Annotated in this window: 13 protein-coding genes; 8 read left to right on the forward strand and 5 right to left on the reverse strand. The window is 60.9% G+C overall.

Annotation, left to right across the window (positions count from 1 at the left end):
- Both VF672_RS08205 and tssL read right to left on the reverse strand, forming a co-directional pair.
- A partial coding sequence (locus VF672_RS08205) for a type VI secretion system tip protein VgrG (RefSeq protein WP_331103483.1) occupies window positions 1-2352 on the reverse strand: 2352 nt, incomplete at its 3' end.
- Between the two features lie 2 nt (window positions 2353-2354).
- A complete protein-coding gene (tssL, locus tag VF672_RS08210) occupies window positions 2355-3038 on the reverse strand; it encodes a type VI secretion system protein TssL, short form (protein ID WP_331103485.1) in 684 nt (227 codons plus the stop codon).
- A 1248-nt stretch (window positions 3039-4286) separates the two neighbouring features.
- On the opposite strand from tssL, the gene VF672_RS08215 reads away from it, so the two are divergent.
- Together VF672_RS08215 and VF672_RS08220 are read left to right on the forward strand one after the other, a co-directional pair.
- A complete protein-coding gene (locus VF672_RS08215; protein WP_331103487.1) occupies window positions 4287-5945 on the forward strand; it encodes a nitrite/sulfite reductase in 1659 nt (552 codons plus the stop codon).
- Window positions 5929-6423: a DUF934 domain-containing protein gene (locus VF672_RS08220; protein WP_331103489.1), complete on the forward strand. Its 495-nt coding sequence runs from the start codon at window positions 5929-5931 to the stop codon at window positions 6421-6423. The genes VF672_RS08215 and VF672_RS08220 overlap by 17 nt, the downstream gene beginning before the upstream one ends.
- 232 nt (window positions 6424-6655) lie before the next feature.
- Here VF672_RS08220 and sohB read toward each other — a convergent pair whose 3' ends face one another.
- Window positions 6656-7669, reverse strand: coding sequence for a protease SohB (gene sohB / locus VF672_RS08225; RefSeq protein WP_414705585.1), 1014 nt, complete (start codon window positions 7667-7669; stop codon window positions 6656-6658).
- A gap of 215 nt (window positions 7670-7884) precedes the next feature.
- On the opposite strand from sohB, the gene VF672_RS08230 reads away from it, so the two are divergent.
- The 6 genes from VF672_RS08230 to VF672_RS08255 all read left to right on the forward strand — a co-directional run bounded on the left by VF672_RS08230 (window position 7885) and on the right by VF672_RS08255 (window position 13581).
- The gene (locus VF672_RS08230; RefSeq protein ID WP_331103493.1) at window positions 7885-8595 is read left to right on the forward strand and encodes a histidine phosphatase family protein; all 711 of its coding nucleotides are present in this window, start codon (window positions 7885-7887) and stop codon (window positions 8593-8595) included.
- A 57-nt stretch (window positions 8596-8652) separates the two neighbouring features.
- Window positions 8653-8967: an SCP2 sterol-binding domain-containing protein gene (locus VF672_RS08235; RefSeq protein ID WP_331103496.1), complete on the forward strand. Its 315-nt coding sequence runs from the start codon at window positions 8653-8655 to the stop codon at window positions 8965-8967.
- Between the two features lie 208 nt (window positions 8968-9175).
- Window positions 9176-10243, forward strand: coding sequence for a phosphotransferase family protein (locus VF672_RS08240; protein WP_331103498.1), 1068 nt, complete (start codon window positions 9176-9178; stop codon window positions 10241-10243).
- A gap of 25 nt (window positions 10244-10268) precedes the next feature.
- Window positions 10269-11036: an SDR family oxidoreductase gene (locus VF672_RS08245; protein ID WP_331103500.1), complete on the forward strand. Its 768-nt coding sequence runs from the start codon at window positions 10269-10271 to the stop codon at window positions 11034-11036.
- A gap of 107 nt (window positions 11037-11143) precedes the next feature.
- Window positions 11144-12283 (forward strand): Gfo/Idh/MocA family oxidoreductase, encoded by a 1140-nt coding sequence (locus VF672_RS08250; protein WP_331103502.1) that lies wholly within the window; start codon window positions 11144-11146, stop codon window positions 12281-12283.
- Window positions 12284-12807: 524 nt separating this feature from the next.
- The gene (locus VF672_RS08255) at window positions 12808-13581 is read left to right on the forward strand and encodes a TSUP family transporter (RefSeq protein ID WP_331103504.1); all 774 of its coding nucleotides are present in this window, start codon (window positions 12808-12810) and stop codon (window positions 13579-13581) included.
- On the opposite strand, the gene nudC is transcribed toward VF672_RS08255, so the two are convergent.
- Both nudC and VF672_RS08265 read right to left on the reverse strand, forming a co-directional pair.
- Window positions 13543-14391 (reverse strand): NAD(+) diphosphatase, encoded by an 849-nt coding sequence (gene nudC / locus VF672_RS08260; RefSeq protein WP_331103509.1) that lies wholly within the window; start codon window positions 14389-14391, stop codon window positions 13543-13545. The two genes, VF672_RS08255 and nudC, sit on opposite strands and share 39 nt — an antisense overlap.
- Window positions 14392-14486: 95 nt before the next feature.
- The gene (locus VF672_RS08265) at window positions 14487-15299 is read right to left on the reverse strand and encodes a crotonase/enoyl-CoA hydratase family protein (protein WP_331103507.1); all 813 of its coding nucleotides are present in this window, start codon (window positions 15297-15299) and stop codon (window positions 14487-14489) included.
- Window positions 15300-15714: the final 415 nt, after the last annotated feature.

Below are 15714 nucleotides of genomic sequence, written 5' to 3' on the forward strand. Positions count from 1 at the left end.
GGTCAGCTGTTTCGGAGCGTCGGGATGGTCGGCAGCCATGGTCGCGCCGCCCTTGATGAACTGAAAACTCGCGGCCTTGAGGAGATGGTCTCCCGCCGTCCCCGACTCGATGAGGCCCTGCTCCAGCGTCAGGTAACTGCCCGCAGCGTTGAGCACGATCCTCTTCTTGGCGACGATGTGGATCTCGTCTTCGGTGCTGGTGATGCTCAGGCCTTGACGGGCCAGCAGCTCCAGTGTGCCGTTCTGCGCCTGCACGGTGACCGGCCCTTGATTGGCAATAAGCTTGATGCCCAGCTGTCGCACGAACAGGCTCAAGCCTTTGCCGGCGCCGATGAACATCCGCTTCACCACGCTGATGTCGGCTTCGGCGCCAGCGTTGAGCATCAGATTGCCGTGTGCGGCCAGTTGCAGGTGCTTGCCGCTGGTGAGGGCGATGCCCTGCGGTGCGCTGAGCAACAGCACGGCGGATTTGAGCTGTTCGAGGTTCTGCTTAAGCAGATCCAGCTGCGCCTGCACATCAGCGGGCTCGGCCTGGCTGGCCTGGGCGTCCTGGGACAGCACCTGCAGTTGCTCCGCCGCGTGCTGCAAGTGGGTAATCGCTGATGCCATCTCCAGCTGCTGCCCCTGGGCTGCGGCCTGTTCATCGGCACTGATGAACAGGCCGTTGCCGCTGCGAATCGCCCCCCAGCCGTCGGTGCGCAGTTCGAAGCCTTCGCCGCGCTCGTCCTTGTTGGCATCCACCAGATGGCCCAGATTCAGCTGGCTCTTGCCGCTGTGGTCAGTGCTGAGCTTGACGTGCTCCTTGCCGCGCTCATCTTCCATGCGCAGTTTGTTGTTGGCCGGCGTGCGCAGCACATTGCGCGTGAAATCCCGATCCGCCAGGGTCACCGGGTCAGGATGCCGATCGTCGTGCAAGGCATGGGCGATATAGGGTCGGTCGGGGTCCCCGTGCTCGAAGGCCACGGCCACTTCGGTGCCGGCAATCAGCGGCAAATGCAGGCCGTGGGTGTCGCCGGCATAGGCGCGGGCCAGGCGCAGCCACGCGCTTTCCTCACCGGGCTCCCAGCGGTCACGGTCGAACAGGAAGTTGACCTTGTAGCGACCTTCCTTGTCGATGTGGCTGTACGGGTCGTTGGCGATGACGCTGGTCACCCTCGCGGCAACCGTACCGGCGAGTTGCGGTTTACGCGGCACCGCAGGACGGAAACATACGGTCTCGCTGAAGGGAATGGCCACGAAGGCAACTTCGAAACTGCGATCCCGGGCGGCGCGCAGGCTCAGGCCCGTGATCACGGCGCCGGGTTCGAAGGCCTTGGGGGCGTCGCCCGTGACGTCGAGGATTTGCGCCAGCGCCAACTTCGCACTGCTGCTGACGCCGGTTAAACGCGTCTGGGCATTGAGATAACGTTCGTGGCGCAGCCGGGCGTAGAAAAACCCGCTTTCGCTTTCAAGGTCTTCGTCCTGATCCCGTGCGTCGCCGAGCACGGTGTAGGGCTCGGCGTAGTGATAGGCCTCGCCGTAGGTGGTGGTGGCGCGACGGCTTTGATCGACCTCGCCGTCGAGCCAGGCATGGGCATCGCGAGGGTCATAGGCACGAAAGTGTATGCTCTTTTCCACCACGCAATGGTTGGATTGCAACTGCCACACCGCGTCCTGATCATGGCTGTCCAGCCCCGATGGCGAGCGACACGGTACCTTGGCTTGAGGCCATTGGTAGTGACGCTGATCGTCGTGAAATTCGATCACATCGATGTCGAGACGGGCATCGTGGGCGAAACGAAACCAGATGCCCACCTCGGCCAGCAGCCGTGAGATGAAGGCCAGATCGCTTTCGCCAAATTGCATCACCTGCTCTCGCCGAGGGTACTCACGAACAAGCTTGAAGCGGAAATCCTGACCTTCCATGCCGTGCCGACTGCGCAGAATACTGTCGACAATCTCCGGCACCGACATGTGTTGGTAAATACGGTATTGATGTCCGCGAGAGAGCAATGCCATACGCGGCTCAAGCGTGACTTCGTAACGCGCCTCATCTCTGGAGGCTGACAGGCACTTGAAACCGGTCATCACTCCGCGAATGCTGCGCAGCGGCTCGGCGGTGGGGACAAGCAAGCCGCGAGTGGCTCTCGACAGCACGTGCGGCGCGGTGTGCAGCGTAAAGCGGGCGTCTTTGCCGAGGATCTGCGTAGCGCTGATGCCTTGATTCGTCGAGGTGAACTCGACGACATAAATGAATGGCTGACTCAGCCGTTCTTCGCCCGTGAACGTCAGCACGTCAAGGTCGGCATCCAGCTCATTGACGCGCAGGGTGTGACGGCTGTGATCGAAAAAGGTTTGCGGTGAGTCCGTCATGATCAGACGCCCCTCCGCACAAGCTCGTCGACCATATTGGCGAGCGAACGATTCAGGAACCACCACACGGCGAACAGCGCCAGCCCCGCGATTGCCAGGTGCACGAGTGGAGAACGTAGCCACCAGGGGAACGTGCGAACAGGCCCTCTGGCGTCTATCCATGTCGGCCCCAGCTCCTCTATTCGCAGGCCTGCCAATGCGTCCAGCTGTTTTTTCAGGACCAGGCGCTCTTCGTCATCCAGCGATCGATAACCGCCAAGAAATCCCAACATCATCACCCGCTGGAATACGGTCACAACGTGCATGTCCGGCGCAGGCTCGCGCAACACTTCCCGCATTTGCTCATGCAGGATTTCACCTGCTCGGTGATGCCCGCAGAATCGGGCCTGCAAGGATTCGGTGATCCATATCTGTCGGACGCCGTCCCCGACGTTGGCGAACACGGCTTCATCGAGCAGCGCGCATTGCGCATGGATGATCAAGTCGACACTGCGCGGGCTCATGCCCGCTTCCTGCAATGCGCTGCGCGCGCCTTCGACCTGGGCAATACACGTCTCGCGCAATGTTTTGCTGTTGGTCATTGCGCGACCATGACGCAGTTCAATGACCAGCAAATAGGTGTCCTGGAAGATAAGGTCTAGATTAATCGGCGCAGTACTGGAGGGCTCATGACTTACTGAATTCATAGGTAACACCGATAACAATTCCAGGATTGAATGATTAATCGATCACCCAAGTGATAACGTGACTTCGGCCATCACTGAAGTGCGCGCTGGAAATAACGGATGTCATTCTTGCTGGTTTGCCATCCGCCTTGATCTTCAATATTTAATGGCGGGAACTCGAGTGTGCGAATATGGACAACGCAAACCCGGCAGCCTGGGCTTCTGACCGATAGCCCCAAGGCCCGCTACTGTGTAGCCTGGGTTCCACCCGGCACTGAGAAGCAAGGCTAACCACAGAAAAAATAAAATACTACCCGACTTTTCACATCAAGAAACTTCTTACAAATATCAGGAGCGATCCTACGGAAAGTTCTGACACGTTAAGCGAAATGAATATAGAGCCAAAATGTAAACTCAGTCAAAGTCAGCACTGTGAACACAAACACAAACAGCGAGGGATTTATATACATTGGGACGACTGAGACATACATGCTGTTTAATCGAACGTTTATCCACTGTTTAAATTTTGAATGCAGACCTGCTACCCGATTTAGCCCGGGGCGCCTGAATATTTAAATCGTCAGGGCCGAAGTGTAGAGACTGGAAATCGGAGATCGATCGGCTAACCGCGCTCACACGGCAAGCGGGCTTGTAAAGACCGGTGGCACCAGGTGTTCGTAGGGGCCGGCTTGCTGGCGAACCCGATTTTGCAAACGCCGTTGCGATGTCTGCATGAATGCATTCGCCAGCAAGCCGGCTCCTACGGATGGGTGGTGTCCGCCCAGCCTGTGCAAGCGTCAGAGCGGTTGAAGAGCACGCTGCACCGCGCTACTGATGATTCACCCAGAACACCGCCGCCCCCGCCACCAGCACGAAGATGAAAAGAATGGCCCATGCATCTACACGGCTGGCGGATTTGGCTACTTTGGGGTGATTTCGCATTGCATCGCCTTTTGTCTGTTTTATGGGTGATCGCAAAACTCGCAGGCCAACAACGGGGCCGTCGTTGGCATGAGCCTCAGTAAAGTCGAGCCATGGCCTTACCACAAGTGAGGTTATGCCGACCCGACGTGCTGCTTAGCACTTTTGGTTCTGTGCATATACTCAAACATCACTTTTGCGCATATCCGCAAACTGGTAACCTCGCCGAGCTCCGTAAGGGGTGCGCGGCCGTGCGCGCAGATTTGCTCGGTAGCCTGAAAGCAGACGACAACGCATCGCCTTTCCGGCTGGCCCAGCAGCAGTGAACCGCCTGAGAACAGGACCACCATGTACGTATACGACGAGTACGATCAGCGGATCGTCGAGGACCGCGTCAAGCAGTTCCGCGACCAGACCCGCCGCTATCTGGCCGGCGAGCTCAGCGAAGAAGAGTTCCGCCCGCTTCGCCTGCAAAACGGCCTCTATATCCAACGCTTTGCCCCGATGCTGCGCGTCGCTGTGCCTTACGGCCAGCTGACCTCGCGCCAGGCCCGCATGCTGGCGAAGATTGCCCGCGATTACGACAAGGGCTACGCGCACATCAGTACCCGCCAGAACGTGCAGTTCAACTGGCCGGCACTTGAAGACATTCCCGATATTCTCGCCGAGCTGGCCACCGTGCAGATGCACGCCATCCAGACCAGCGGCAACTGCCTGCGCAACGTCACCACCGACCAGTTCGCCGGCGTCGCTGCCGACGAGCTGGTGGACCCGCGCCCCTGGTGTGAAATCGTCCGTCAGTGGACCACTTTCCACCCTGAGTTCGCGTACCTGCCGCGCAAGTTCAAGATTGCCATCAACGGTTCGACGTCCGACCGTGCGGCCATCGAAGTGCACGACATCGGCCTTGAGCCGGTCAAGAACGCCGCAGGCGAGCTGGGTTTCCGGGTGCTGGTCGGCGGTGGCCTCGGCCGCACGCCGGTGGTCGGTGCGTTCATCAACGAGTTCCTGCCGTGGCAGGACCTGTTGAGCTACCTCGACGCAATTCTGCGCGTGTACAACCGCTACGGGCGCCGTGACAACAAATACAAGGCGCGTATCAAGATTCTGGTCAAGGCCCTGACCCCTGAAGTGTTCGCCGAGAAGGTCGAAGCCGAAATGGCGCACCTGCGCGGCGGCCAGACCACCCTGACCGAGGCCGAAGTGCATCGCGTCGCCAAACACTTCGTCGACCCGGACTACAAGGCGCTGACTGATTACAGCGCCGAACTGGCTCAGCTGGATCAGCAGCACCCCGGTTTCGCCCGCTGGCGCTCGCGCAACGTCCTGGCCCATAAAAAGCCGGGCTACGCGGCCGTGACGCTGTCGCTGAAACCCACCGGCGTGGCGCCGGGCGATCTGACCGACGCGCAACTGGACGGCATCGCCGACCTCGCCGACCGCTACAGCTTCGGCCAACTGCGCACCTCCCATGAGCAGAACGTGATTCTGGCCGACGTCGAACAGCGCCAACTGTTCACGATGTGGGGCGAGCTGCGCGAGCAAGGCTTCGCGACCCCGAACATTGGCCTGCTGACGGACATCATCTGCTGCCCCGGCGGCGACTTCTGCTCGCTCGCCAATGCCAAGTCGATCCCGATTGCCGAATCGATCCAGCGCCGTTTCGATGACCTGGACTATCTGTTCGACATCGGCGAGCTGGACCTGAACATCTCCGGCTGCATGAACGCCTGCGGCCACCACCACGTCGGCCACATCGGCATTCTGGGCGTGGACAAGAAAGGCGAAGAGTTCTACCAGGTGTCCCTGGGCGGCAGCGCCAGCCGGGACGCCAGCCTGGGCAAAATCCTTGGCCCATCGTTCGCACAGGACGTGATGCCGGATGTCATCGAGAAGCTGATCCATGTCTACGTTGAGAAACGCAACGACGACGAGCGCTTCATCGACACCTTCCAGCGTATTGGCATCGACCCTTTCAAGGAGCGCGTCTATGCAGCGAATCATTAAAAACAACGAGGTCATCGACGAGACCTGGCACCTGCTTCCCAAAGACACGACGTTCGACAGCCTGTCCAACTGCGACGACCTGATCGTGCCGCTGAGCCTGTGGCGCGACCACGCGCATGCGCTGAAGGCTCGCGACGGCGGGTTGGGTGTCTGGCTGGACAGCGACGAAGAGGCCGAGGAGATCGGCGACGACGCCGATCAGTTCCAGGTCATCGCCCTGAACTTCCCGGCGTTTACCGACGGGCGCAGCTACTCCAACGCCCGCCTGTTGCGTGACCGCTACGGGTACAAGGGCGAGCTGCGGGCCATTGGCGACGTGCTCCGCGATCAGCTGTTCTACCTGCACCGTTGCGGGTTCGACGCGTTCGCGATTCGTGCGGACAAAGACCCGTACGAAGCACTGGAGGGCCTGAAGGACTTCTCCGTGACCTACCAGGCTGCTACCGACGAGCCGCTGCCGCTGTTCCGTCGGCGTTGAGCCACGGTTGAAATCGGCGTGAAAAAAAAAGCCCCGACTTCGCGAGAGGTCGGGGCTTTTTTTGGCTCGCTATTTGATGCCGCGCGTGATGTGCTTCCTGCCTGGTCACGTCTGGCTGTAGGAGCCGGCTTGCTGGCGAATGCGTGGCGTCAGCGACGACGATGCCGAATGTGACAATGCATTCGCCAGCAAGCCGACTCCTACGGTATGTAGAACGCCGGCGTGCGGTCGATCACCAGAACCGCTGTTGCGTCAGCTTGCCCCACCATCCCGTCACCAATCGGTCAACCGACATGCTAGCCGCAAGGCCTACACGCTGCTGCAGGCTTTTACGCTCGGCGTAGTGCAGATGGAAGACGTCGGCGGTCTTGGCCTTCTCCGACAGGTATTCATCGCTGGTCTTCAGCTCATCAACCAGCTGCATGTCCTTGGCTGCGATGCCGAGCCATATTTCCCCGGTGGCGACTTCGTCGATCTGCAACTGCGGGCGGTAGCTGGCGACGAAGTTCTTGAACAACTCGTGGGTGATGTCCAGGTCCTGCTGGAATTTCTCGCGGCCCTTGTCGGTGTTCTCGCCAAACACGGTCAAGGTGCGTTTGTACTCGCCTGCGGTCAGCACCTCAAAATCGATGTCATGCTTTTTCAGCAAACGATTGACGTTGGGCAACTGCGCGACCACGCCGATCGATCCCAGGATAGCGAACGGTGCGCTGATGATGCGGTTGCCGATGCACGCCATCATGTAGCCGCCGCTGGCCGCGACCTTGTCGATGCAGATGGTCAACGGGATGCCCGCCTGACGAATCCGCGCCAGTTGCGACGACGCCAGGCCGTAGCTGTGGACCATGCCGCCACCGCTTTCCAGACGAAGCACCACTTCATCCTTCGGCGTGGCCAGGGTCAGCAGCGCGGTGATTTCGTTGCGCATGTTCTCGGTGGCAGACGCTTTGATGTCACCGTCGAAGTCCAGCACATAGACACGCGGCTTGACCTCGGCGGACTTCTTGTCCTTCTTAAGCTCCTTGGCCTGGGACTTGCGCAGCGCCTTGAGCCGGGCCTTGTCCAGCAGCGAGCCTTCGAGGCGATCGCGCAGACCTTTGTAAAAGTCGTTGAGCCGGGTGACGTGCAACTGGCCGCCCCCGCCACGACGCCCGCGACCGCGCATCGAAGCGATGACCACCAGCACCACAATGATCGCAATCACGATGGTGACGGTCTTTGCCAGGAAACTGGCGTAATCGAACATGTACTCCACAGAAACTCCTTACCTGTCAGCAGACCCTCGGCAGAGGGTCGCGAATGGGGCCAAGCATACCGGCGTGCCGGTTGCCCGGCCAGCAACGCGCCCCATGAATCCGGGGTAAATAGAACAATTCAAACGAGCGTATGTTTTTTCATTGACAGACCCCGCGCCCTCCTCATAACCTCCCAGCACTTTCAACGTGCCAGGATGACGCGGTCGTGGGCAGCATCTATCTGATACGACATGGTCAGGCCTCGTTTGGTGCAGACGATTACGACGTCCTGTCACCCACCGGTTTTCGCCAGTCGGAAATTCTCGGCGCGCACCTTGCGCAGTTGGGCCTGACTTTTGACCGGTGCATCAGCGGCGCCCTGTTCCGCCAGCGCCATACGGCCGAAACGGTGATTGCCCAGCTCAACGCTGCCGGCCTTGCCACCCCGGACCTCGAAACCGACATCGCCTTCAACGAGTTCAACGCCGAAGGCGTGATCCGCGCGCTGCTTCCCGCCATGCTGGAAACCGAACCCGAAGCCTTCGAGATCATGCGTGACGCGGCCAACAACCGCGCCGAATTCCAGCGCCTGTTTGCGGCGATCATTCGCCGCTGGGTGGTGGGTGACCATCAGGACGCTGCGCTGCAAAGCTGGGAGGCCTTTGTCGAGCAGGTTGAAACGGGCCTGAGCGGGATACTCGACAGTGCGGGCCCGAGCGATCGCATCGCCGTGTTCACCTCCGGCGGCACCATCACCGCCCTGCTCCACCTGATCACGCAAATGTCGGCCTCCCAGGCCTTCGAACTCAACTGGCACATCGTCAACACCTCGCTCAATCACCTGAAGTTCCGTGAGCGGGAGGTGTCCCTGGCTTCCTTCAACAGTTACGCGCACTTGCAACTGATGAAGGCGCCGGAGCTCATCACCTACCGCTGAGCCCGGCCAATCGCACCCGCAAGGTGCCTGCAATCACTCATATAAAAGGATCACACCATGACCTCCGTAGAAGACGCCGTTCAAGCGATGAAAGCCAAGTTCAACCCTGCCGCCGCCGCAGGCCTGGACCTGGTGTTCGGTTTTCGCATCGACGAAACCAAGAACTTCTCCCTGATCGTCAAGGACGGCACCTGCGAACTGCAGGAAGGCGTCAACCCTGACGCCCAAGTCACCCTGGTGATGGACGGCGAAACGCTGGAAGGCATCGTCAGCGGCGAGACCGACGGCATGCAGGCGTTCATGGGCGGCAAACTGCGCGCCGAAGGCGATATGATGCTGGCGATGAAGCTGAGCGAGCTGTTTCCTTCCTGAGGACGCACCGCCCTTGCGAAAAAACCGAAGCTGCCCGGCTTCGGTTTTTTTTCGCCTGGACGGTGGTGCAGGCACACCTGCAAGGCAGGTAGATCAGGCCCGCTGATTGTGCCGTAACACCCAGGCCAATAGCCCTTGTTCGCCACCGCCGGGGCGCATTAGATTAGCGAATGATCCTGGCCCACCAAGATAATCTGCAAGGATAAGCATGGCGCTCACTGACCAGTCCACACAGGTTCGAACCGGCGAAGAACTCGACGCTGCGCGGATCGATCCTTACCTCAAAGCGCATCTCCCGGGGCTGAGCGCAAGCCCGCAGATCAGTCAGTTCCCCGGCGGCGCGTCAAACCTGACCTACCTGCTGAAGTACCCCGAGCAAGAATTCGTCCTGCGCCGTCCGCCCTTCGGCCATAAAGCCAAGAGCGCCCATGACATGGGCCGTGAATTTCGCATTCTGAATCAGCTGCGCGATGCTTTTCCCTACTGCCCCAAGGCCTACCTGCACTGCACCGACGAGACAGTGATCGGTGCCGAGTTTTACGTCATGGAACGGGTCAAGGGCGTCATCTTGCGTTCGGAGTTGCCCGGCGAACTGAACCTCGACGCCGCGCAAACCGAAACCCTGTGCAAGAGCTTCATCGATCGGCTGGTCGAGCTGCATCAGGTGGATTACACCGCGTGTGGACTCGGCGATCTGGGCAAGCCCCAGGGGTATGTCGCGCGGCAGATTCGCGGCTGGACCGAGCGTTACGAGAAAGCGCGCACGCCCGATGCGCCAAGCTGGGACAGGGTCGCGCGCTGGCTGGACGAGAAACAGCCGGCGGACTCCAGCGTTTCAAGCCTGGTGCACAACGATTACCGCTTCGACAACGTGATCCTCGACCCCGACAACCCGATGCAGATCATCGGTGTGCTGGACTGGGAGTTGACCACCCTCGGCGATCCGCTGATGGACCTGGGCAATAGTCTGGCGTACTGGATTGAGGCGGGCGACCCTGCGCCGGTGCAACTGATGCGGCGCCAGCCCAGCCACGCGCCGGGCATGCTGACCCGCGAGCAGTTTGTGGCGTACTACGCCGAGCGTTCGGGCATTCGTATCGACAATTTCGACTTTTACTACACCTACGGCTTGTTCCGCCTGGCGGGCATCGTTCAGCAGATCTATTACCGCTTCTTCCACGGCCAGACCCAGGACAAGCGTTTCGCCACGTTCATCCAGATGAATACTTTGCTGGAGCGCATGGCGCTGCAAGTCATTGACCGCTCCAGCCTCTGATTGCGACACGACAAGGAAAACAACGATGGCCAAGACTCAACTGTTCGACCTCGATGGCAAGATCGCTTTCGTTTCGGGTGCCAGCCGTGGCATCGGTGAAGCCATCGCCAAACTGCTGGCCCAGCAAGGCGCCCACGTCATCGTCTCAAGCCGCAGGATCGACGGTTGCCAGCAGGTCGCGGACGCGATCATCGCCGACGGCGGTCAGGCCACGGCGATTGCCTGCCACATCGGTGAGATGGAGCAGATCACGGCGGTGTTCGCGCAGATCCGCGAGCAGTTCGGCCGCCTGGACATTCTGGTGAACAACGCGGCGACCAATCCGCAATTCTGCAACGTGCTGGACACCGACCTCGGTGCGTTTCAGAAGACCGTCGACGTGAACATCCGGGGCTATTTCTTCATGTCGGTGGAGGCCGGCAAGCTGATGCGCGAGCATGGCGGCGGCAGCATCATCAACGTGGCGTCGATTAATGGTGTTTCACCGGGCGTGTATCAAGGCATCTATTCGGTGACCAAAGCGGCGGTGATCAACATGACCAAGGTCTTTGCGAAGGAATGCGCAGCGTTCGGCATCCGCTGCAACGCCCTGCTGCCGGGCCTCACCGACACCAAATTCGCCTCGGCGCTGGTGAGCAATGAGAAGATTCTGAACACCGCGCTGGCGCAGATTCCTCTCAAGCGCGTGGCGTCGCCGAGCGAGATGGCGGGGACGGTGCTGTACCTGGCCAGCGATGCGTCGAGTTACACGACAGGCGCGGCGCTGAATGTGGATGGCGGGTTTCTGTCCTGAATCACTGAGGTGAAACTGAGGGTTTCCTGATGGAATAAAGATTTCATCGGGAACCGCCAAACGCCTACATTTTGCGCACAACAATACGTCTTAAAGGACCCGCTGTGATGCGCGCAAACTCTCTTCAAGCACTGGGCGTCGGCCTGATCGGTACCGGCTTCATGGGTCGGGCTCACGCCCTGGCGTTTCACAACGCACGTACCACCTTCGACCTCCCCTTCAATCTCAAGCTCGTCGCGCTGGCCGATGCGGATGCTGCGCGCGCGCAACAATGCGCAGACAGCTGGGGCTTCGAACGCAGTCATGCTGACTGGCAACAGTTGATCAACGACCCGGCGGTGCATCTGGTGGCGATCACGACGCCGAACCTGCTGCACTTCCCCATGGCCATGGCGGCCATTGAAGCTGGCAAAGCGGTGTACTGCGAGAAGCCGCTGGCGGTGAGCCTGGAGCAGGCGCGGGAGATGGAGACAGCGGCGCGCGACGCAGGGGTGGTGACGCGCGTGGGTTACAACTACCAGCACAACCCGATGATCGGGCTGGCGAAGCAGATGATCGAGAATGGCGAACTGGGTCGCATCGTCAGTTTTCAGGGTGAGTTCTGCGAGGATTTCATGGGCGACGCGCTGTCGCCGTGGTCCTGGCGCTGTGAAGAGGCTCACGCGGGCGGTGCCCTGGCAGACCTCGGCAGCCATTTGCTGGCGATGGCGCGCTTTCTGCTCGGTGACATCGAAGCCGTGTGTGCGGACGCTCAAACGGTGCACCCTCAGCGCCCGGCCACCCGCGGCAGCGATGAGCAACGCGCGATCAGCATTGATGACCAGACCTACGCGCTGCTGCGCTTCGCCAACGGCGCGCGGGGCACCTTCGGCAGCAGCTGGCTCAAGCATGGCTACAAGAACCACCTGAGCTTCGAAATCGGCGGCACCGAGGGCACGCTGGCGTTTGATCAGGAGCGCTTGAATGAGCTGCGCCTGTACCGGCCAGGGCCTCCGGGACGGGACGGGTTTCAGCGAATTCTTGCCGGCCCGCAACAGCCTGGCTACGCCGCCTTTTGCCCTGCGCCAGGCCATCAACTGGGTTACAACGAGCTCAAGACCCTGGAAGTCGTTGAACTGATTCAGGCGCTCGGCGGACACGGCACCAATGGAACGGACTTTGCCGAAGCCATGGAAGTCGAGCGCCTGGCCACGGCCATCCGCATCGCCGCGAAAGAGATGCGCTGGGTGAGCGTTTCGGATGTTTGAGACGGGGGGTTAAACCGCGAAATTCAGGGTGTTCTCACCGGCCTCTTCCCGGCTGAAGCCGGTCCCACTGAATGACGGCATGCAGCCAGTGGGACTGCATGCATTGACTGGGACTGCCTGCTTTTTGTAGGACCGGCTTTAGCCGGGAAAGCGCCGGATGCCATACCGCGCTTTAGCCGGGAAAGCGCCGGATGCCATACCGCGAGATTGAGGGTGTTCACACCGGCCGCTTCCCGGCTGAAGCCGGTCCTACGGTCTGACCGCATGCAACCAGTGGGGCTGCATGCATTGACTGGGACCGCATGCAACCAGTGGGACTGCATGCATTGACTGGGACCGCATGCTTTTTGTGGGACCGGCTTTAGCCGGGAAGGCGTCGGCTGTCACACCGCGATCTCATCAAAAACCAAGCGCCTTTGGCTATTACATATTCACCGCTCGCCCTGCAAAACCCAGCGCCTTGCAGGTAGAATGCGGCGCTTGCGGGCAGCCCTTCTGCCCATCTGCCCGATAAGCGCCTGCCCATGCCCTTCGAACTCACCGTTGAACCCACCACCCTGCTGGTGCTGGCTGTCGTTGCCTTTGTCGCCGGTTTTATCGATGCCATTGCCGGCGGCGGCGGTCTGCTGACCACGCCTGCCCTGCTCACGGCCGGCCTGCCGCCGCATCTGGTGTTGGGCACCAACAAGCTCAGCTCGACCTTCGGCTCGGCCACCGCCGGCTACACCTTTTACCGCCGCAAGCTGTTTCACCCGGCGCAGTGGAAACGCGCGCTGATCGGGACTGCGGTAGGTGCGCTGATCGGTGCGGTGGTGGCGCATTATCTGCCGGCTGAATTGCTCAATCAGATGCTTCCGGTGATCGTGTTCGGTTGCGGCCTGTACCTGCTGTTCGGCGGCACGCCCAAGGCGCCACTGGACAGCAATGCGCCGATCAAAACCAAATGGCAGCTGGCCCAAGGCCTGGGGCTGGGCTTCTACGACGGGGTGGCGGGACCCGGAACCGGAGCGTTCTGGACGGTCAGCACGTTGCTCATGTACCCGGTGGACCTGGTGAAAGCCAGCGGCGTGGCACGCAGCATGAACTTCGTCAGCAACGCCGCAGCGCTGATGATCTTCGCCCTCAACGGCTCGGTGGATTGGGTAATCGGGTTGACGATGGGCCTGGCGCTGATGGTCGGCGCTTTTCTGGGCGCCAGAACCGCCATCCAGGGCGGCGCCAAATTCATCCGCCCTGTCTTCATCACCGTCGTGCTGGGTTTAACCGTCCGCCTGGCCTGGCAGCACTGGTTCAACTGAGCCTGTGCGCTCGGCCAGGTACAGATCGATCAAGTAGCGCGCAATGGAGCGACTGGCCGGCAGCGGCGGCAGGTTATGGACGCTGAACCACTGGGCGTCTTCGATTTCGTCCGCCTGAGGCACGATCTCGCCACTCTCGTATTCGGCGTGAAAGCCCAGCATCATCGAGTGCGGGAACGGCCAGCACTGGCTGCCCTTGTACTGGATGTTCCTGACCTTCACCTGCACCTCTTCCACGACCTCCCGGCGCACGCAGTCCTCGGCCGACTCGCCCGGTTCGGCAAAACCGGCGAGGGTGCTGTAGACCCCGGTGACGAAACGTGGCGAACGCGCCAGCAGCACCTCGTCACCCCGGGTAATCAGCACGATCATGCTCGGGGAAATACGCGGGTAAGCGCGTATATCGCAGTGCGGGCAATACATCGCCCGCTCGCCCGGCACCTGCTGCGTTGGCTGGCCGCAACTGCCACAGAACCGGTGTTCCCGGGCCCAGGTGCTGATCTGCGCCGCGTAGCCGAGCATCTGAAACACATCGGCATCGTCACCCAGCATGAACTGACGCAGGGTCTGCCACTGGGCACCCTCCAGCGCCGAGGCCTGTGTATCCCGAAGCGTCTGCACATACACCGGCTCGCCATCAAAATGGCCAATGCCGTGCTCATGCATCAGTGACAGGTCCTGGCGCTTCAGCCATTCCCGCGGAAACAGCACGCCGTTACGGTCCTGCAAAAAGCCCTGGTCACTCTGGACCACAGCCCAACCGCCGGGTGCCTGGACATCAAGCACGGCGGTGGTCCAACGCTTGGGCAGCGTCATGCATCAACTCCTCTGGAAACGCCCTGCCCGCTCGGCGCTCGATACAGAAGCCCGGCGGCGGCAACGCGTTCCGTACTCAAATGGGTCAGTCAATTGTCGAAGACCGGCTTCTGTTTGCTCATGTGAGCCACCATCGCCAGCTTCAGGTCGGTTGATTGCAACATGGCAGCGTTCCAGGTGGCAACGTATTCCAGGCCATCGTCGACGCTGTGATCACGCATGAACCCGATCATCCGTTTGCTGCCCATGATGGCGAGGGGTGATTTGCCCACGATGTCCCGAGCGATGGCAAACACGCCTTCGAGCAAATGAGGCAGATCGGCGAACGTGCGGTTAACCAGGCCGATGCGCTGCGCCTCGTCAGCCCCGACGTTGCGCCCGGTGTAGGCCATTTCGCGCATCATGCCGTCGCCGATCAGCCGCGGCAGGCGCTGCAGCGTACCGACGTCCGCGGCCATGCCCATGTCGATTTCGCGAATCGAAAACAGCGCATCGTCGGCGGCGTAACGCATGTCACAGGCGCTGATCAGGTCGATGGCGCCGCCGATGCAGTAGCCCTGAATGGCAGCGAGGACTGGTTTGCTGCAGCGGTCGACCGCACTGAAAGAGGCCTGCATCTGCAGGATCTTGCGCCGCAGCAAGCGTGCGTTGCGGCCGACGTCCTTGCCCAGTTCGTTGGCCACCGAGGCGAGCAAGGTCAGGTCGATTCCCGAGGAAAAGTGCTTGCCCGCGCCACTGAGCACCACCACGCGGACCTCGTCGGTGTCATCGGCCCAGCGAAAAATCTCGATGATTTCTTCCCAGAACGCCGCGTTCATCGCGTTGATCTTTTCCGGGCGATTGATTTGCACGTGGGCAATGTGGTCGGCGAGTTCCACGTTGAAAGCGCTGTAATCGGACACGGCAGTTGATCCTTTTGGGAAGCCAGACGGGGTTATTTCCAGACGCCGGATCATAGCAAGCCGGTCGGGGCGGCCGCAGGCCACGGTTGCGCCATTTGCCGGACGGCGCCTCACGGCTTCCCTGCCCCTGCGCTGCCCGTTCACGCGCCCGGAGCCTACGGGGCCCACGCCAAGAAAACTGAACGCTCTGAAGCGGCCACGGTCCAGAGTGATGGCGGTGTAGCTCGGACTTTCCTGAACGCATGGCCGCCTGGGCAGTCGAATCCGATTCGATGCCCGCCCCTTTCTCAGGTCGCAAGAGGGCGATTCTTGACTACATCAAAAGCGGCAACCGGTATCGTGGGCCTGGACGACATCCTCGCGGGTGGTCTTTCGCGCAGCCACGTATTTCTCCTTGAAGGAGAGCCCGGCACCG

This window comes from Pseudomonas sp. (assembly GCF_036387035.1).
In the GTDB taxonomy this organism is placed as follows: Bacteria; Pseudomonadota; Gammaproteobacteria; order Pseudomonadales; family Pseudomonadaceae; genus Aquipseudomonas.